Source organism: Wolbachia endosymbiont of Mansonella perstans (genome assembly GCF_020278605.1).
GTDB lineage: Bacteria > Pseudomonadota > Alphaproteobacteria > Rickettsiales > Anaplasmataceae > Wolbachia.
The window spans coordinates 1-17,628 of record NZ_JACZHU010000003.1; the positions used below are offsets into that span (position 1 = coordinate 1).

A 17,628-nucleotide genomic window follows, 5' to 3' on the forward strand; every position below is an offset into this window, starting at 1 on the left:
TGGATGCCAGTATCAAGCACTGTCATGACATTCTCCTAGTAGCACAATGTTTGTACAGCTGAGGAGTGTTGTTATAAATGCTGTGCTGCTATGGCAATTTCAATGTCTCCTATGTTGCTTTTATCAGCTCTGCAATCATTAATCTTGATATTAAGTTTGTTAAATCTCCTTGAAGCTTGTGAATAGCTGATTACTGCCAAATCTTTTTCCTATTTGTTGCAAATATCCTTGTATAAATCCACTGTTTGTCTCAATACAATTCTAAAAGATTGGCGATTATATGCACTAAAATCGCGACTTTATCACTATAAATATAGTTGATGCCTTGCATTTTTGGACTATTGTTATACCAGTTTTCGATAGCCCCATTAAATATAGTAAAAAATATTTCCCCTTTTTTCGAGGAATTTATTATATTCTTTTAGGTTACTGACTTTCATTCTCTGTGGCATATTTTTTCTTCGGGAGTTAAAATAGCTACTCTGTAATGAGTTTTGTCAGTAACGCTAGTTTTTTTCGGTTGCTGTGCAGCAAAGCCATACAGTCTCCAGGATTGTTATACTAAATCCATAATTACACTCTTGGACCATACATCTTATGAATATCCCACTTCCAAACTTTTCAGCAATCAAGGACTATTTTATTTTCTTAATCACTTGCCTTTCTCTTGCAATTGCAAGGCTTTCCTTTGGCACATCTTCCACTATAACACTACCCGCTGCGATTACAGAGTCGTCGTGGACATTAAGCGGCGCAACCAATGAACTATTGGCACCAACAAAGCAATTGCTTCCAATATTTGTTTTGTGTTTCTTTTTCCCATCATAATTACACACAACAGTACCTGCACCTATGTTACTTTCCGGCCCTATTTTAGTATTTCCTATATAACTTAAGTGCTTTATTTTAGTATTCATGCCTATATCACTTGCTTTTGCTTCAACAAAGTTCCCCACGATTGCACTGTCACCAATTGTTGTGCCTTCACACTTGGCAAACGGACCGATTCTAGCATTAGATCCTACTTTTACTCCAGAGTCGAAAAAAACGTATGGGTAAACAATCGAATCCATACCAATTTGTGTATCAAGAGAGAAGAAAACGGTCTCTGGAGCTACGAGCGTTACCCCGGAGTTGGTAAAAAATCTTCTTTTACTTTCTTGGAAGTAAAACTCAGCTTTTGCGAGGTCATTTCTGTTATTTATTCCAATTGCTTCTTCTTCGTCAGTAATAGCGTAATCAACATTTAAATTGCTCTTCGCAGCAATGGAGACTATATCAGTTAAATAATACTCTTGTGTCAACTTATTACACTCTATTTTCCCCACCAATTCACGTAAATTCTTTGCATATGCAACCATTATCCCAGCATTAGCAAGAAATTCCTCATCATTATTTCCACCATTTTGTGCTTCTACGACTTCTCTTAAGGAACCATCCTCAATAACTAACCTACCGTACTCTTTATTGCTTGCCCTAAAACCTAGGCAAATTAGTGCCTTGCCTTCTAAAGAGCTAACCATTTTAGTTATCGTGCTGCTTTTTATGAGTGGGGTATCTCCATACTGTACAACAACTATGCCTGAATCTGGCAGTTTTGTCAGGCTTCTTATTGCAGTTTCAACTGCATCTCCTGTTCCAAGCGTTGACTTTTGTATAATTAATTGTATATCTTCAAAGCACTGTAACCGCTCAATTAAAGGCAAATCAACTACAATAGCTATATTTTCGGGATTCAGCTGTTTTGCATTGTAAATGATATGCTCGAGCATAGAGAAATTGCCTATTTTGTGCAGGACTTTGGGTAAGTTCGAATTCATTCGTTTGCCATGCCCAGCAGCAAGTATAATAAATGTGTAAGCTTTATTTGTCACTTATCTTAAAGATGAAAAGTGAAAGCCATAATGGTTAAGCCAACTGATCTTGTTATCATAAAAGTCCCTTAGGTCACCAATTTGATATTTCAGCATTGCAAGTCTTTCTATGCCAATGCCAAACGCAAAGCCATTGTATTTGGCATGGTCTATTCCAACATTTTGAAAGACATTTGGATGTACCATACCGCATCCAAGTACTTCTATCCATTTACCATTCTCATAACTTATATCTACTTCTGCAGAAGGCTCAGTAAAAGGGAAAAAACTATTACGAAAACGTATCTTTAATCCATCATCTCCAAAAAACTTATCGAGGAAATGATGAATGGTGAATTTTAACTGGCCCATATTGATATTCTCATTGACATATAACCCCTCTATCTGGTGAAACATAGGAGTGTGAGTTGCATCAAAATCATTTCTGTATACCCTACCTGCAGCCACTATTTTAATTGGGAAAGTTTTTGCCTTTTCCATGGTTCTAATCTGCACGGATGAAGTATGAGTGCGCAACACCATTCTTTTGTCGTTTATTTTATTCTTTAAGTAGAAGGTGTCTTGCTCCTCTCGTGCAGGATGATGATTTGGGGTATTTAGCGCATCAAACACATGAAACTCATCTTCAATGTCAGGACTATCGACTGCTTTGAAACCCATATGTGCAAAAATGAGTTTTACCTCACTTATAATCTTACTCAACGGATGAATCCTGCCAATTTTTTCTGGTCTAACGGGCAACGTGATATCAATAGCCTCGTTTTGTAATTTAAAGTTGATTTCTTCGGTTTTTAATATGGTTTCCTTGTTTGTTATAAGCTGGACCAGCTTATTGCGTAAAACGTTAATAACTGCGCTCAAGTTACGTTTTTTTTCTGCGTCTTCTATCTTTTTTAAGTCATCAAAATAAATTTTAATCATACCCTTCCTTCCCAAATATGATAGCCTGACTTTTTCCAAATCCTGCAAAGAAGAAGCACCCTCAATTTCAGAAACTGCTTTATCCTCAAGTAAAGGTATTTCATTCAATAGATCTTTATTCACCTCAAAAACGCTAGCTTAAACTTTTATTATAGTAAAATCTTCAATATCATCAACAATCTGAAAAATTGTCCTATCTTAATTATTAATTTATTTACTAGCTATACTTTTTATTTAATTTTATTTAAAAATTCAATAAAAGAGGATATGCACAACGATAACACTGGAACTGAGAAGGAGTATAAAAATAGAGGATTTACCTAGGTTTTTTAAGAAGAGGTCTAAGGACATAAGTGAAGCATTTTCTAATGAATCGGTGGAGTTCAGCACCATTCGCTCGAGAAGCACTAGCGAAGTTAATAATCTCAAAACTGTAGAAGAATTTATAAGTAGTGCTCCTCTTCAAATCCTCCTGAAAAGAATCACAATTAAACTGCAAACAAATATCAAAAACATTGACCTAGGTAATTTGTACAAGATTAAGTTATTCCTAAATTAGAAGCTAAAAATGCCAGAAAGAGACCAAAGGTGAGAAACAAAGTCAGGATATGCTACAAGCAGAAAAAACTAAAAGCGGAAAAGAACGGAATATAGTTCAAGAAGAGAACATATAAGATAAACAAGTTGCGTCGATTAAAGATTCTTTTGGCTACGATGTAGTAAGTAACAGAAAGCAAATTACACGTTCACCAGTAGTTGTTGCTGCAATACGTGAAAACGTTTCTTGGCTTCAGTCTTTTTTCGACTACCTGATCTTTTGATTAATAGAATTCCTTTTTCGGTAGCTGTCAAAACTGTCACGAAAACAGAGAGCTTTAGCTTACCAATCACCTAAAGAGACAAAACGAAACGAGGTAATACAAAAAGGCGAAAGAGAAACAGATGAAACCGCAAAGCTTTCCGATATAAGTCAAACCAAGTCGTATATAGATTGTTTTAAGGCTAATAGAAGAAAGAAATCGAAAAAGCAAACTAAAGCATTATCAGAAGAAGAAAAACAATTAGCCGTAAAACAAGCACAAAATGATGCCAGAGTAGCTGTGATAGATAATCAAGCTGAGCACAAGGGGAAAAAACTCGATAAAATATTTGTTGAAGTGATAAATGGATACAAAAACCAGGATCCAGAAACATTTCGCAATATTTTCAACTCAGTGTTCAATATTGTTTATTTTCAAGATAAGCAATTACATAAAATATGAGAGCCCAGGTGAAGTATTATAGGTATTACAGATACTTGAAAAGCCACAACCTTCTAATAACTCACTTTTAGGTAAAGAATATTTACAAAGGTAAGTGTATAGAAAAAAAGAGCAATTACTCAAATCAGTTTCAGGTATTCCCATGCAACAACCTTCTCCACAGCCTGAAAACGTTTCTCATGAAAGTGGAAATCTTTACCAAATAAAACCATAAGCCCCTCACAAGTAACAAGTACAACTCCACCAGCTACTAAAACTGCTTTCAAACCGCTGTTAAAAATCGTATTTTCTTCGAAAGAGACTTACTTTTGCCTATTGTTGATAGCACCCTCTATATCAGCACTCTGCCTGTGGCATTTGCCGCTAGGAAAAGTGCCAATTTTAAAGGGATTAGTACCCCCAGAAAAAAGAGAGAGCGTTGGGTTGGCATTGAACATAGGGTTGCCAATACTAGCCACATTATGTGTTCTGAGTTTAGCTTATTTTATATATTCTAAATATTCGGTAGAATCTATTGAACAGGTAGGTAAAAACAAGCCTCTTGCTTTCACTTAATGGATAGCTATTTTAAAAGATTTTTTGTGATAAAATCATTTATTTTACTGCATGTTTAAAGGAATTATTACAGATATTGGAACTTTAATTGATACCAAGAATTGCTCTAACTCCGACCAAATCTTCCATATCAAGGCACAAAATCTATCTTTCATAGGTAAAGGAGATTCAATAGCTTGCTCTGGTGTGTGTTTAACTGTCGTTGACATAATTAACGATGTATTTACAGTTCAAGTGTCTCAAGAAACCATGAAGGCCACTAACCTAAATAATTGGAAAGTAGGAAAGAAAATAAACCTGGAACAAGCAATGAAACTGAGCGATAGGATTGATGGCCACCTAGTCCAGGGTCATGTTGATAAGACAGTACAAGTTCTTGCAATCAACCAAAATTTGGATTCTCATGAAATCAAGCTGTCGTGCTCACAAGAGTTAATTAAATTTGTTGCAAAAAAGGGATCTGTGACGCTAGATGGAGTTTCTCTCACAGTAAATTCAGTTACTAGCCAAGAATTTGTTGTTAATATTATTTCCTACACATGGCAAAACACAACTTTTCAGTATAATAAAGTGGATGATTATCTAAATTTAGAAATCGACATGATAGCTAGATATTTAGATCAGTTGACGCAGCATAGATACAATTAATTTTACAATTTCGTTGTTTGCAATTATTATATCTTGAAAACCATATAATATGTAGTATGCTCTTCGATTGTCTAATTATTTTCATTATTGCTGTATGCGTAATAATTTCGATAACTAGAGGCTTTATAAAAGAATTATGCGCGCTAATGTTTTTGTTTTTGTCGGTTTTTTTGACAGCTAATCATTATGATTTCTTCGCTATAAACTATAGCAAATACTTTGATTCTAAAGCTACGCAGAACATACTTTCTACAATTTCTGTATTTATTATACTCAACCTTATATTTGTGATAGTAAACAACTGGCTGATGTACATATTATCACCCATAAGGTTGGGGTTAATCGATAGAGCTACTGGAATCCTTGTCGGAGCGCTCAGAGGAATATTGCTTTCTTATGTACTATTCTTTGCCGTGCATTTATATTGCTACACTGCATATGACGAAAAAGAGGAGCAGTCTAAAGTAGAGGCTGAAGACATATTGCCTAATTGGATAATAAATTCGCACTCTTACCAGGCTTTATTTTCAACAGTAGAAGATATAGTTGATGTGTATATACCGGAGTCGTTGATACTAAAAATAAAAGAGATTAGCGAAGGAATGTTCAACCAAGAAAAGGCTGAAGGTGACAAAAAAGAGTAATACCCATGCTTATAAGGCAACCTATGGTGACTTTTGGAAACACTCTACATCTTTTACTTTCTCAAGTTTGGTACTAGGCTTTAAAACATTATACAATATAAAACTCATGAATGCCAGTCCAACAATTCCTCTAACCACCGCTATGACGTGCATCTTCAAAGGATATAAGATGCAATACTACTTACTAATAACGCTGTACTAGCACCACCAGCCGTGATTGCTTGTTTTTGCTTCATTACTTTTGCTAACGACCTTTTGTTTACAGTGTTTTCTTTGGCAGGTTCTTCCAAGAACCTTTCCTTTATCTTCCTCTGTTAACTTAACTTTATCATCCACCAATGCATAAGTTATACCCTTTTTAGAACTCTCTAGTCTTACCATAGCGTGTTTCTTTTTCTACAACATCTGCTTTTATAAACTAGTTGTGTTAATAACACATGAATGCCAACTAAGGCACCAATCCATGGAATTTCCTCAATTGTTTACCTCATAACTTCAACATCTTTTTTTTATCAACTATCTTTGGAAGAGAATTCGGATACATTCCTATCCAAAAGCATTTGCCTTTGAATGTAGGAACTTTAGAACATTATTTTTAACATTACTGCAAGAGCTGAAAATCCTGTAGTATATTAAAACTCAAGGGTGTATTTAAATATGGAAGTTATTGCAGAAAATAGAAAAGCAAGGTTTGAATACTTTATCTTAGAAGAATTTGAAGCAGGTATGGTACTATTAAGTAGTGAAGTTAAATCGCTGAGGGAAAGAAAAGCAAACATTTCTAACGCTTACGTTATCGAAAAAAATGGTGAAATATGGCTGCATAATATGCACATTGCAGAATATAAAGCTGCAAACAAAAGAAACCATAAGCCGAAAAGGGAACGTAAATTACTTCTGCATAAAAAAGAGATAAATAAACTAATTGGCCAAGTTAAAACTGCTAGAATAACTGTTGTACCACTTTCAATTTATTTCAATGACAAAGGATTGGCAAAAACTAAAATTGCCATTGCAAAAGGAAAAAAACTCTATGATAAGAGGGCAACCATAAAACAGAGAGAGTGGGATCGTGAGAAAAGTAGATTGTCTAAGAATGATTTGTAGCAAGATATGTCTTTAAATCCAGTAATTTTTAGCATCGGTCCTGTCTCTATACATTGGTATTCTTTGGCATATGTTTTAGGCATAGTCTTTGCATATTGGTATTTACACAAATTGGACAACCAAAAAATATTTACCAAGAGTTTTTACGATTCATTGTTAACAGCCATTATTGTAGGTATCCTCCTTGGAGGCAGGCTTGGCTACGTGTTGATATACGATCCAGTTTTTTATATAAGCAATCCTATCAAGATACTGAAAACCTGGGGAGGAGGAATGTCATTTCATGGTGGCGCAATAGGAGTTTTGTGTGCGGTGATAATTTCGTGCAAAAGGCATAGCATTCCTATATTTTACACACTGGATCTAATTTCTTGCGGAGTTCCCATAGGCTTATTTTTAGGTCGGATAGGCAATTTTATAAACGGAGAGCTATTTGGCAGAGTTACAACTGTGCCATGGGGCATGGAATTTCCAGAAAGTGGTGATAATTTGCTACGCCATCCAAGTCAGCTTTATGAGGCATTTTTCGAAGGACTGCTATTTTTTGCAGCTATAAATTCACCGTTTTTCTTGACTAGAATAAGGCTATATCGTGGTGCACTAACTGGCACTGCAATTATGTGGTATGGAATAGTGCGTTTTATAGTTGAGTTTTTCCGCGAACCAGACTACCAAGTTGGCTATTTATGGCTTGATTTGACTATGGGACAGTTGCTTTCAGTACCTATGGTTTTGCTGGGAATAATCATATATTTTAGTGCATTAAATTTGAAGTTTATGGAGAAATTAAAATAGTTCCTGCATAGTTTTTGGCAGTGCGTTGGATTTAATAGAAGCAAAAAAACTAATTGACAACCTTCGCCAATCCTAGTATCATAACACTAAAGCCATTTATCTTCACAATCTGTGTAGGTTAACAGCGGAAAACTTAGGTATTTAGTGTCTAATGTTTAAATTTTTGTACTATATGTACCTCATGTTTTTACAAAACTTCTAGTTTTCACCTATAAAAGTTGAAACGCGCTTATAAGTCATTTAAGATAGTATAGAACGTCAAATAGACAAGTGAGAATTTGAACATTAGCTGCCTTAGTTTTTTTTTGCCTTTTTTCCGCTCAGTAAAATTCCTAACGTTTATAGTTTTGGTCATTTACATTTAAAAGTAGCTGAATCGTAGCATTGAAAATAAAAACGCCGATATTTGAGGTATATATAAATAATTAGCCATCAATCGGGGCTTCTTTTGCTTTTTTTATTTAGTAAATTTCTTAGTGCTTATAGCTAGTTGCAATTTATGAACGAACATTTGTTTTTACAACAAGTGGTGTCATTCCATTAGCTTTACACCTTGTGCAGCACAATGGTCTTTCCAGGCTGTTATTACTTGTTTCACCGACTGTTCCTTACACACTTCTTGACGTACAAAAAAACACCACCTTCCGCATAAGCAATCAGTACGTCTTTTACAGATTCACTCGAACTTAATTAAGTGGGAGTATTATTGATGCGAAAAGGGTTTTACTAGAAGTTTAGGCAGTATTGTGCATGGGAAAGACATAAACCAATTAGAGTAGAAAGTGGATTTAATATTAACTCAAAAGATGCAAATGGAATCACTCTTTTGCATAAATTTACAAAAGAAGGCGCTGCAGCTAGAGCAAAGTCATTGCTAGAGCATGCGGCAGATTTTAATGTTGTAGACAGCGAAAATAGAAATCCACTGCATTACACCGTTATGCATGGACACAAGAAAATTGCTAAACTTCTTGATCAACCAGCTGACAATTAATTCCAAAGATAAAAATGGATTTATTCAGATGCACCTTGCTGCGCTACAAGATAATACGGAATTAATAGGTTTTTTGATTGCAAAAGGTGTAAAAATTAATGAATAGAGATGTTAAAGAATGCTACACTCCTCTTCACATAGCTTTACTATACGGTTCCAAAAAAAGCGTCCAAACTTTAGTTGATAGTGAGCCAATCTTGAATGCGAAGATAATAATTCACACACTCCTTTATTTCTGGCCACTTATCAATGTACCGCACATTACGAGGGTAGAGCAGAAATTATAGAATACCTAATAAAAAAGGGGCAATATATAAGCAAAAGACGCGGAGAATAATAGTACGCTCTTCCTAGCGGCATATAACAATAAAATGCAAATAGTGAAGCTTATTGTAAAAAGACAGCAAGCAAAAGCTAACTTTAAAGAATTTATCTGTACAAAAAACAACCATGGTTTCGATGCATTGGATTGCGCTGTTGAGCATAACAATAGGAAAATGGTAACATTTCTTGTTTCAAAGGGAATAGATGCAAATGATCAAGGTTTCAATGGTAATGCCCGGTTACATAAAGCTAGCTATAATGGTAATACTAAAGCAGTCAGGCTCTTATTAGAGCTTAAGGTAGATGTAAATGCTGCCACCAAATGTAACAGACCCCTTTGCCGCTAGCAGCTAAAAAAGGTCATATAAAGATTGTGAAAATGTTACTGGAAGTTAAAGCCAATATGAATACCTGTGAGCAACAGGGTTATACACCTCTGCATCTTGCTGTCCAAAGAGATTATTTTGATATAGCCTAGCTGTTAATAGAGAAAGGATCAGACGTTAGCATTAAGTGCAAAGACAGTTACACTTCAATAGACATGTTTATCAATAAAGCTAATGGTAGAGCAGATATCAACGAAAACTACAAGAAATTTCGTAGGTTTTTAACATTTTACCTGAAAGAGCTACACAATAAATACAAAGCTTCTTGCATATTTTCAACCCTGGCTTCAAACTTAACAATTCTAGGATTACCATTTACTTTTAAGCCTATAATTAAACATAGAGAAATAGAATGTATAAAAAAGCTAAGGCCATGCTGAAAAACTTACTCTATATTTAAGTGTAGCTTTGCAACTAATCATCAATCCTGATTTTCAAGTTGTGCTAGCGTGCTGAAGCCACTTAGGGAGTTAAGGTTTTTTACCTGGGTGGCTAAAAAGAGTTATTTTTCAGGTGCCTATCCATGAGTTTGTGAGTTTCTTTGGATTACTTAAATAACTCCTCTCTGCTTGTAAAACCTTTATATCACTTTTGCGCTAAACTAATTTCTCGTTTTAGTTTTTTTAGTTCTTCATTTAATGACTGAATATGTAGTTTTACTTTGAATAGTCCTATAATACTGAAAAAAAACGTAACTATTGAGATAATACAAAGAATTCTCATGATAACCTCTGTATAGCTCTTAGTTTTGCTGAGCGCGCACGTGGATTTGCATTTATTTCTTCTGCGCTTGCTCTTATCACTTTTTTATTCAGAAGAGAGAAGACCTTACAATCGGTAGATCTTTGCTCACATAGATTTTTAAAAAAAGTTTTGACTATACGGTCTTCCAAAGAATGGAAGGTGACGACAATTAGTTTGCCATTTTTATTTAAAATTTCAGATGCAGCTTTAATTCCCTTTTCAAGTTCCCTAAGCTCATCGTTTACCCATATTCTGATTGCCTGAAATGTCTTAGTTGCAGGATCAATTTTGCTTTTTCCACGAAATACCACAGAACGTACAATATCCGCGAGTTCAAATGTAGTTTTAATAGGTCTTTTTCTCCGCGTGTTTACTATTGCCCTTGCAATTTTGCGAGAATAACGTTCTCCTCCGTAGTTGCATATAGTGTTTGCAATTTCTTCTTCGCGTAGAGCGTTAACGAACGTTGAAGCGTTGATTTGGGAAGAGCCATCCATACGCATATTGAGCGGACCATCATGTAAAAATGAAAATCCTCTATTTCCTTCATCAAGCTGCATAGATGATACTCCAACGTCAAATATAACTCCATCTGCAGCATTAATAGATCTGCCCGGTGTCATTCTAGATCTGTCTGGTGTTACTCCAGTGCTTGACCATACATTTTTTTTCTGGACTCCAACCGGAATAACTGAAGAAGATCGTGAGATGACAGAGGACTCTACAAGGTGTTCAAAGCTATCTAAGATATTTTTAATTTTGCTAAATTTTTCAATAAATAACTTTATTTTGCCGGGATACTTGATATTTAAACTATCATAAAATTTAACAACCGTTTCATCCCTATCAATTGCATACACTTTGCAGTCAGCTGATTCCAATATCGCTTTGCTATATCCCCCAGCTCCAAACGTAGCATCCACATATACACCACCATTTTGTGGTGAAAGTTGTGATAGCATCTCTTTTAACAAAACTGGAATATGTGTCATAGCGTTCTATTAAAAAGCTTTGTGTATACAAATAAAAATAGCTTCCTCACTAAAACATGGTGAAATATATGATATAAAAATACTTGATATAGTCAATGATATAAAAATATTAAGATTTAATGAGATACCGTTATTAATATAATATTCACATAATGCTCACATTTTTCCATTATATTTGAAAAAGCAAGGAATATTACTATTATATCAAGTAAACTGCAGAAGATTTTATGCAACAAATAGCAAAAGTAATATTTTCAAGCTTAATCTGTAACACTTTACTGTGGTACGATCACATGCTTTTTGGTCGCTTGACCAGTATAATCGACAGTGTGTTTTTCCATAAGATGATCAATTGGTTAGTGTACTGAAGGCTTTTGGGATGTTTGCAGTGGGTTTCTGATGAGATCAATCGGTGCTGCTATATTTGGCCATATTGGTGATAAATATGGAAGAAGGGTTGCTCTATTGCTCTCCATTGTATTAATGACTCTATCAACTATATTAATTGCCTTTGTTCCGGGGTTCAAAACATTGGAATACTCGCATCAATACTGGTGATATGTTTAAGGTTATTGCAAGGTATACCCCTTGGAAGAGAAGCAGGAAATGCCCCGTTTTTAATAGAGCATGCTCCTAAGGATAAGAAAGGATTTTTTGGCAGTATCGAGGTATTCAGTGCAATTCTTGGTTCAATATTAAGTTTTGTAGCGGCATTCATATGCAAAAAAGTATCCGATTTCGAATCTTGGGGATGGAGATTACCTTTTATTTTCAGTTTAGTGATGGGGTTAATCAGTATATATACAAGATATATACTTGATGAGAGCCCAGAGTACAAAAAAGCAGAAAAATCCACCTCAACTGCCGTTAAAAGAGTTGTTAAATAGCTACAAAAAACCTTTTCTGATATTGATAGGGGTTGATATAGTCGAAAATTCATCTCTTTATATATACTTAGTATTTTTCAATGTGCTTACATTAATAATAAATGCTCATTTTAACCACATGGTGGAAATACTGAGTCAAATTGTGCTCGGAGGATTGGCTATATTTTTTGCAATACTTTCTGATAAGACAAGAAGAAAAAAAGTTATGAAATTTGCATTTATGACTTTCATAGTAGTAAGTTATCCAGTTTTTTTTATGATACTAAGTGGTGATAACTTGCTAACCATAGTGGCACACGTTCTTTTTATAATCCCAATAGCCGCATCACTTGGTCCTGTCAATGCACTTATTGTGAATTATTTCCAACAAAGGTGCGGTATAGCGGATTTAGTTTATCAAGAAATATAGCTGCTGGATTTTTTGGCGGTCTTGCACCATTTATATGCACAATAATCATTAAAATTACAGGACAAGAAACTTCAGCAAGCTTTTACATGATTTTCTGTGCGTTGATTGGACTAGTTGCCATATCACAGATTAAGGATTAGATACTTTTTACAAGGCACAACGGTGTCATCACAGCGTTACACGCTGTGATGACAGGAAATGGGCTACTTTCATGACACCGCCATAAAGAAGCCAATGTTAGCTACTTGTATAACACCCTAACAATCCTCGCCTCTTTTCTGCTTAGTTTAGGTTATACAAGGAGTTGTGATTCAGCATTAGAATTTTGGTTAGCTCGTTATTACATATACCATTGCTACATGCAACGGTTTATGTGTATGGGCAGTTACTAATGCCCAACGCTCTGGTTAGCGCTCTGACCAATGTTCTCAAAATGATTGAATGTGCTAGTATCGTCTACAGAAGAAAGAGAAGGTGAAACAGTCTTGTTTTTTTGCACGAAATTTTCGGCAGCTTCAACAACTTACTTATACGTGGTTTTTTCTTTAGTTCTTCAAGGTATTTTGAAAAGATTCCACAACTTTTATCATCATATATATTGCTGTTTTACCAAAGCTTGAAGGGCTTTAAGAGGACAAAATCATTTCAAATTTTCACTATCACCTACTTCAAAAGCCATATGAAGTACGCTCTTCATATCACAATATTGCCCATCTTGTGTTCAGATTATATCATCTCCTTTCCCAATTTTTAATGCTCCATCTAAATTTTCGAATTCTGGATCGCTCAAAAATTTCGCAGGAGTTATAACACTCTCCTTTGGAAACTTTATACAAAAAAATCCATTATCCCTTTCTACTATGATTCCTTCTTTTTTATCATTTTCAATACTGTCACAAACAATTCGCTTTAGACTTGACAAGTAATCTTCATGTTTTTTCGTTATATCTTCTGGCAACAATTTCAACATTTCTTTGCTTACATAACTACCCTTTGAAACGAGATCAGACATTTCCAACCAAAGAGAGATGTAGTTTACTTCTTCCAACCTCAGTAATGTTTGCATCGTACTCCATAAGGTGGCATAGGACCTTCATCGAATACTCTATGTATTGATAACTCTTCTCCTTACTTTGAATATATCAATATGATACTGTACACTAAACATTACTCTATTATTTTTTACATTTTCTATAGATTTTCGAAATCTCTTTGCTAAATTTTCTATGGCTTCATCATTAGGTAAGTTTTCCAATTCATTATATGAAATAAGAACACTATATATTTGACGCAATGTACTTGAAATGTTTTTTTCCATATGTTCATAAACTGTCGTACTCGACTATAAGTACTCTATCTTATATGGATACCCTAGTTGTTTTAATTTTTTTGTATTGACCGTTGTAATGTGCTCTGTTGGTATAACCACTCCCCCATATTTTGCATAATAAAACCAAAATAGAATATCTTGATTTTAGGATATTGATGTAATCTATAAAGTCAATAGTTAAATTGAAAAATTTTGACTATAATTTACTTCTATAGAACATACGCTTAAACTATGCTAAAAACTGCTATAGTAGGTCTACCAAATGCTGGCAAATCAACCCTATTTAATAGGTTAGTGGGAAGAAAAGCAGCAGTGGTTAGTAACATCCCAGGGGTAACGAGGGATAGACGTGAGGGAGTTGGAAGAATTAGTGATTTGGAATTTAGAATTATTGATACAGGAGGATGGAACAACCAAACTAATTTTTCACTACAAGTTATTGAACAAATAGAGTTTTCTTTATTGAGCGCGGATGTAATTTTCTTTCTTGTTGATGCAAAAGCGCAAAATGAGCAGAACAAAGAATTTGCAAAGTGGCTAAAGAGGAAGACAAATAAACCTGTAATACTTGTAGCAAATAAATGCGAAAGTCATAGGTCAGGAAATGTTGATTACCTGCAGTTTTTTGATTTCATAGGCCCGGTGTACATCTCGGCTGAACACAACCTTGGCATGATTGATCTCTACGATACATTGGCTGGGGTTATTGAGTCTTTTATAGATTCATCCTATGTTATTCCACAATCCTCGCCTACCATCCAAGTAGCTGACTACTTGGATCCAGAAAAAAATAAGCAGATTCCAGTGTCACGCACCGGAACTACTTCGGATCAAGCTAATGAGTTTACTAAGCTAAAGATTGCAATCATCGGCCGTCCAAATGTTGGGAAGTCAACTTTTTTAAATAGCTTACTTGCAGAGAATAGGCTAATAACAAGTTCAGAACCAGGTACTACACGTGACTCCGTGGATATTACATACGATCATGGTGGAAAGCTAATTACTCTGATTGACACTGCCGGAATCCGTAGAAAGGCGAATGTCACAGATGACTTAGAATCAAGATTTGTTGAGAAGAGCATGGAATCAATAAAATGCTCTCACGTGATAGTTTTAATGTTAGACTCCTTTGTGGGTATTGAGCAACAGGATTTATCAATCGGTGAAGCTGCGATCAAAGGAGGAAAGGGAATTATCATTGTCTTAAATAAGTGGGACTTAATAAATAAAAATGACAGGAGCAAGTTGATAAAATTTGTAAAACAACAGGAAGTAACCCGGTTATTTTTGGAAGTACCAACTATAACGATTTCTGCATTAAAAGCCATGCGCTGCAGTGATGTAATAGACAAGTGTCTTGAAGTAAACGAATTCTTAAGCAGGAAAATTAGCACTGCAAAGTTAAATAACTGGCTAATTGATGCTCTAAATAGGCATACCCACCCGCTTGTCAAAGGCAGAGCAATTAAAATGAAGTATATTGCTCAAATCGGCACTAAACCTCCGGCTTTTTCCTTAATATGCAACATGCCTAAGAATGTTGATGAAAGTTATATACGCTATTTAGTTAATGACCTAAGAAAAAACTTCTTTGCTGAAGGTGTACCAGTCAGATTGCTTTTGAAGAAGAATAAAAACCCCTATGCAAAATGAGTACTCTGTTTTATACTTTAAGAAGTCTTTGTAATAGCTAACTTAAAGGTCATGCGTAATAACTCTAGAACTCCTACAATCTTTCTGCTGTCAAGTGCCATTGCTCTAATTTTCGCATATGTGCTAGAGTATTTTTTCAATATGCTGCCATGTAAGTTATGTGTATACGAGCAAATAGTTTACTATGTTGCAGGGTTGCTTGCAGTAGCACACATGATTAAAGACAACAAAATTTTAGTCTATGCAATATTTTGCAGCTATCTTATCGGTGCGATAATATCTTTTTATCATGTAGGCCTTGAATTCCGCTTATTCTATGATGTTTTAGGATGCACAGAACAGGTAAGCGATAACGTTAGCGTAGAAGAGCTGAGAAACAATCTCTTAAACCCTAACTACTCTCCTTCTTGTAACAGACCCCATTATGTTCTAGGCGTTTCCCTAGCAACGTGGAACTTAATCTATCTTATAGCAGCTCTGTTCGTGTCAGGTAAAATGTATTGTGGGGAGAGAAAGAAATCTAAATAACTTAAGGTATAGCAGTAGTAAGTTTTTGCAGCAAGTAATTAGAGTAAACCATGCTGGAGAATATGGAGCTATTTGCATCTATTCTGGTCAAAAATTTATTCTTAAAAAGTCTTCTATAATCAAGGAAATAATTAAAATGGAAGAACAGGAAAAAAAGCATTTTCATTATTTTAATGAAAAAATTAAAGAGCAGAAAGTTCGTCCTACTGTTTTGTTGCCAGTTTGGCGTGTTTTGGGAGTGTCACTTGGTGTTGCAACTACCATTATGGGCAGAAAGGCTGCTATGGCTTGCACTGCTGCAGTCGAAGAAGTGATTGGAGAGCACTATAAAGAGCAAGTTTCGCATTTAGAAGATGGAGAATTAAGAGAAACTATAAGTAAGTTTCGCAATGAAGAGTTAGAGCACAGAGATATTGCAATTGAGCACAACGCTGAAGGTGCGTTTGGTTACAATATCTTATCCTCATTCATAAAAACGGGCTGCAAAGCTGCTATTTATTTATCCAAGTTGATTTAACTGGTTCTCAGGCAGATTTTTGTTCATAAAGATGAAATTATATAAATGTGGTAACTAAGAAGTGTATGTTGTATAATACTTACTCTTAAAAGTAAGAGGTAATTTATGGATTTGAATAAAATAACTGCGACAGCAGATGCAGTGAGTGTGATAATTGAAATAGGTGCAAATGCTGAGCCTATAAAGTATGAATTTAATAAAGAGCTTGGATTACTGCAAGTTGACAGGTTTTTATCTACCTCAATGATTTATCCTTGCAATTATGGATTTGTGCCAAATACCTGCTCAGGTGATGGTGATCCCGTGGATGTTTTGGTATTAACTCAATTCCCCCTAGCACCTGGTGTTTTAGTATCGGTACGTCCAATAGGTGCTCTACTTACTAAGGATGAAAAAGGAGAAGATGAAAAGATATTAGCTGTGCCTGCTTCCGATGTTGATAGCTATTATGATGATGTGAAAGACTGTTCTGATTTGCCTAAAAATCTGCTAGATAAAATTGCCCATTTCTTTTCGCACTATAAAGATCTAGAGAAAGGAAAAACAGTAACAGTTGGAAAGTGGGTTGGTATAAAAGAAGCAAAGAACATTATTGAAAACGCTATTAAAAGTGGAGATTAATGCGCATTAGCTTAGGTTGTCTATTATAGTAAAATTACAGTTATTGACTGATTTAGAAGAGGTTCTGCTATCTAATAACATGAAATGCTACTATTAAAAGCATTAGACAGGTTGTGAAGTCTTGGTATCATATAGAGTACTTGCTTTGAGGTTCAAGATTTGGAAGGGTGGCCGAGCGGCTAAAGGCGGCGGTTTGCTAAACCGTTATACGATTGAAAAGTCGTATCGAGGGTTCGAATCCCTCTCCTTCCGTGCGTTATTGGCGTGATGATCTCAATCACTCTTCATTTCCCATGCCCGTTTTTTACTATAGATTAATTATTTGATTATAGTATCATCTTAATTAAGCTTGCGCTTGGGATATTTATGAGGGGTATTTTATACTTTACATTGTTATTTGTCATGTTTGGCTCGTTGAGCCTATTTGCTGTAGAGCA

At 35.1% G+C, this 17,628-nt stretch carries 22 protein-coding genes, 1 tRNA gene and 1 pseudogene; 16 read left to right on the top strand and 8 right to left on the bottom strand.

Annotated elements, in window-relative coordinates; translation table 11 throughout:
- Positions 1 to 89: 89 nt before the first annotated feature.
- The 3 genes and pseudogenes from IHO13_RS06005 to pheS all read right to left on the bottom strand — a co-directional run.
- Positions 90 to 452: pseudogene (locus IHO13_RS06005) on the bottom strand (transposase); the annotation flags it as partial.
- Between the two features lie 183 nt (positions 453 to 635).
- Positions 636 to 1,874 carry an NTP transferase domain-containing protein gene (locus IHO13_RS05825; protein ID WP_225537216.1) on the bottom strand — a complete coding sequence of 413 codons (1,239 nt, stop codon included), beginning with the start codon at positions 1,872 to 1,874 and terminating at the stop codon, positions 636 to 638.
- Entirely contained in the window at positions 1,875 to 2,918 is a 1,044-nt protein-coding gene (gene pheS, locus IHO13_RS00285) for a phenylalanine--tRNA ligase subunit alpha (protein ID WP_225537217.1), read from the bottom strand. It abuts the gene before it with no gap.
- Between the two features lie 977 nt (positions 2,919 to 3,895).
- Between pheS and IHO13_RS00290 the strand changes: the two genes are divergently transcribed.
- Positions 3,896 to 4,057 (top strand): hypothetical protein, encoded by a 162-nt coding sequence (locus tag IHO13_RS00290; protein ID WP_225537218.1) that lies wholly within the window; start codon positions 3,896 to 3,898, stop codon positions 4,055 to 4,057.
- 119 nt (positions 4,058 to 4,176) lie between these two features.
- Here IHO13_RS00290 and IHO13_RS00295 read toward each other — a convergent pair whose 3' ends face one another.
- Together IHO13_RS00295 and IHO13_RS00300 are read right to left on the bottom strand one after the other, a co-directional pair.
- Complete coding sequence (locus IHO13_RS00295) at positions 4,177 to 4,323, bottom strand: hypothetical protein (protein ID WP_225537219.1); 147 nt, start codon at positions 4,321 to 4,323, stop codon at positions 4,177 to 4,179.
- Between the two features lie 36 nt (positions 4,324 to 4,359).
- Entirely contained in the window at positions 4,360 to 4,515 is a 156-nt protein-coding gene (locus tag IHO13_RS00300; RefSeq protein ID WP_225537220.1) for a hypothetical protein, read from the bottom strand.
- 148 nt (positions 4,516 to 4,663) lie between these two features.
- Here IHO13_RS00300 and IHO13_RS00305 point away from each other — a divergent pair, with 148 nt between their 5' ends.
- Together IHO13_RS00305 and IHO13_RS00310 are read left to right on the top strand one after the other, a co-directional pair.
- Entirely contained in the window at positions 4,664 to 5,260 is a 597-nt protein-coding gene (locus IHO13_RS00305) for a riboflavin synthase (protein ID WP_225537221.1), read from the top strand.
- 56 nt (positions 5,261 to 5,316) lie between these two features.
- Complete coding sequence (locus IHO13_RS00310; RefSeq protein WP_225537222.1) at positions 5,317 to 5,904, top strand: CvpA family protein; 588 nt, start codon at positions 5,317 to 5,319, stop codon at positions 5,902 to 5,904.
- A 198-nt stretch (positions 5,905 to 6,102) separates the two neighbouring features.
- Here IHO13_RS00310 and IHO13_RS00315 read toward each other — a convergent pair whose 3' ends face one another.
- Complete coding sequence (locus tag IHO13_RS00315) at positions 6,103 to 6,285, bottom strand: hypothetical protein (RefSeq protein ID WP_225537223.1); 183 nt, start codon at positions 6,283 to 6,285, stop codon at positions 6,103 to 6,105.
- A 276-nt stretch (positions 6,286 to 6,561) separates the two neighbouring features.
- Here IHO13_RS00315 and smpB point away from each other — a divergent pair, with 276 nt between their 5' ends.
- From smpB to IHO13_RS00340, 5 genes are all read left to right on the top strand, one after another.
- Positions 6,562 to 7,011, top strand: coding sequence for an SsrA-binding protein SmpB (smpB, locus tag IHO13_RS00320; RefSeq protein WP_225537224.1), 450 nt, complete (start codon positions 6,562 to 6,564; stop codon positions 7,009 to 7,011).
- 6 nt (positions 7,012 to 7,017) lie between these two features.
- On the top strand, positions 7,018 to 7,806 hold the full coding sequence (gene lgt, locus IHO13_RS00325) for a prolipoprotein diacylglyceryl transferase (protein ID WP_225537225.1): 789 nt from the start codon (positions 7,018 to 7,020) through the stop codon (positions 7,804 to 7,806).
- A gap of 826 nt (positions 7,807 to 8,632) precedes the next feature.
- Positions 8,633 to 8,800 (top strand): ankyrin repeat domain-containing protein, encoded by a 168-nt coding sequence (locus IHO13_RS00330; protein WP_410543368.1) that lies wholly within the window; start codon positions 8,633 to 8,635, stop codon positions 8,798 to 8,800.
- Positions 8,801 to 9,171: 371 nt separating this feature from the next.
- Positions 9,172 to 9,471, top strand: a complete 300-nt coding sequence (locus IHO13_RS00335) for an ankyrin repeat domain-containing protein (protein WP_225537226.1) — start codon at positions 9,172 to 9,174, stop codon at positions 9,469 to 9,471.
- Positions 9,462 to 9,602 (top strand): ankyrin repeat domain-containing protein, encoded by a 141-nt coding sequence (locus IHO13_RS00340; RefSeq protein WP_225537227.1) that lies wholly within the window; start codon positions 9,462 to 9,464, stop codon positions 9,600 to 9,602. The genes IHO13_RS00335 and IHO13_RS00340 overlap by 10 nt, the downstream gene beginning before the upstream one ends.
- A gap of 627 nt (positions 9,603 to 10,229) precedes the next feature.
- Here IHO13_RS00340 and rsmH read toward each other — a convergent pair.
- Positions 10,230 to 11,246 (bottom strand): 16S rRNA (cytosine(1402)-N(4))-methyltransferase RsmH, encoded by a 1,017-nt coding sequence (rsmH, locus tag IHO13_RS00345; protein WP_225537228.1) that lies wholly within the window; start codon positions 11,244 to 11,246, stop codon positions 10,230 to 10,232.
- Positions 11,247 to 11,645: 399 nt separating this feature from the next.
- Here rsmH and IHO13_RS05695 point away from each other — a divergent pair, with 399 nt between their 5' ends.
- The 3 genes from IHO13_RS05695 to IHO13_RS00355 all read left to right on the top strand — a co-directional run bounded on the left by IHO13_RS05695 (position 11,646) and on the right by IHO13_RS00355 (position 12,542).
- Complete coding sequence (locus tag IHO13_RS05695; RefSeq protein ID WP_255586034.1) at positions 11,646 to 11,804, top strand: MFS transporter; 159 nt, start codon at positions 11,646 to 11,648, stop codon at positions 11,802 to 11,804.
- 14 nt (positions 11,805 to 11,818) lie between these two features.
- Entirely contained in the window at positions 11,819 to 12,133 is a 315-nt protein-coding gene (locus IHO13_RS05700; protein ID WP_255586035.1) for an MFS transporter, read from the top strand.
- 82 nt (positions 12,134 to 12,215) lie between these two features.
- The gene (locus IHO13_RS00355; protein ID WP_225537229.1) at positions 12,216 to 12,542 is read left to right on the top strand and encodes a hypothetical protein; all 327 of its coding nucleotides are present in this window, start codon (positions 12,216 to 12,218) and stop codon (positions 12,540 to 12,542) included.
- Between the two features lie 721 nt (positions 12,543 to 13,263).
- Here IHO13_RS00355 and IHO13_RS00360 read toward each other — a convergent pair.
- Complete coding sequence (locus tag IHO13_RS00360; protein WP_225537231.1) at positions 13,264 to 13,608, bottom strand: hypothetical protein; 345 nt, start codon at positions 13,606 to 13,608, stop codon at positions 13,264 to 13,266.
- A 495-nt stretch (positions 13,609 to 14,103) separates the two neighbouring features.
- Between IHO13_RS00360 and der the strand changes: the two genes are divergently transcribed.
- From der to IHO13_RS00385, 5 genes are all read left to right on the top strand, one after another.
- The gene (gene der / locus IHO13_RS00365) at positions 14,104 to 15,525 is read left to right on the top strand and encodes a ribosome biogenesis GTPase Der (protein ID WP_225537233.1); all 1,422 of its coding nucleotides are present in this window, start codon (positions 14,104 to 14,106) and stop codon (positions 15,523 to 15,525) included.
- A gap of 51 nt (positions 15,526 to 15,576) precedes the next feature.
- The gene (locus IHO13_RS00370) at positions 15,577 to 16,053 is read left to right on the top strand and encodes a disulfide bond formation protein B (protein WP_225537235.1); all 477 of its coding nucleotides are present in this window, start codon (positions 15,577 to 15,579) and stop codon (positions 16,051 to 16,053) included.
- On the top strand, positions 16,028 to 16,570 hold the full coding sequence (locus IHO13_RS00375; RefSeq protein ID WP_225537238.1) for a demethoxyubiquinone hydroxylase family protein: 543 nt from the start codon (positions 16,028 to 16,030) through the stop codon (positions 16,568 to 16,570). Before IHO13_RS00370 ends, IHO13_RS00375 begins: the two co-directional genes overlap by 26 nt.
- A 105-nt stretch (positions 16,571 to 16,675) precedes the next feature.
- The gene (gene ppa, locus IHO13_RS00380; protein WP_225537240.1) at positions 16,676 to 17,191 is read left to right on the top strand and encodes an inorganic diphosphatase; all 516 of its coding nucleotides are present in this window, start codon (positions 16,676 to 16,678) and stop codon (positions 17,189 to 17,191) included.
- Between the two features lie 161 nt (positions 17,192 to 17,352).
- Positions 17,353 to 17,443, top strand: a tRNA-Ser gene (locus IHO13_RS00385).
- The last annotated feature ends 185 nt before the right edge of the window (positions 17,444 to 17,628 follow it).

Coding starts and splice junctions, on each gene's coding strand:
- rsmH (WP_225537228.1), bottom strand. CDS start 11,246: ATGACACATATTCCAGTTTTGTTAAAAGAGATGCTATCACAACTTTCA.
- IHO13_RS00305 (WP_225537221.1), top strand. CDS start 4,664: ATGTTTAAAGGAATTATTACAGATATTGGAACTTTAATTGATACCAAG.
- IHO13_RS00335 (WP_225537226.1), top strand. CDS start 9,172: ATGCAAATAGTGAAGCTTATTGTAAAAAGACAGCAAGCAAAAGCTAAC.
- smpB (WP_225537224.1), top strand. CDS start 6,562: ATGGAAGTTATTGCAGAAAATAGAAAAGCAAGGTTTGAATACTTTATC.
- IHO13_RS00360 (WP_225537231.1), bottom strand. CDS start 13,608: ATGCAAACATTACTGAGGTTGGAAGAAGTAAACTACATCTCTCTTTGG.
- IHO13_RS05695 (WP_255586034.1), top strand. CDS start 11,646: ATGAGATCAATCGGTGCTGCTATATTTGGCCATATTGGTGATAAATAT.
- ppa (WP_225537240.1), top strand. CDS start 16,676: ATGGATTTGAATAAAATAACTGCGACAGCAGATGCAGTGAGTGTGATA.
- IHO13_RS00310 (WP_225537222.1), top strand. CDS start 5,317: ATGCTCTTCGATTGTCTAATTATTTTCATTATTGCTGTATGCGTAATA.
- der (WP_225537233.1), top strand. CDS start 14,104: ATGCTAAAAACTGCTATAGTAGGTCTACCAAATGCTGGCAAATCAACC.
- IHO13_RS00370 (WP_225537235.1), top strand. CDS start 15,577: ATGCGTAATAACTCTAGAACTCCTACAATCTTTCTGCTGTCAAGTGCC.
- lgt (WP_225537225.1), top strand. CDS start 7,018: ATGTCTTTAAATCCAGTAATTTTTAGCATCGGTCCTGTCTCTATACAT.
- IHO13_RS00315 (WP_225537223.1), bottom strand. CDS start 6,285: ATGGTAAGACTAGAGAGTTCTAAAAAGGGTATAACTTATGCATTGGTG.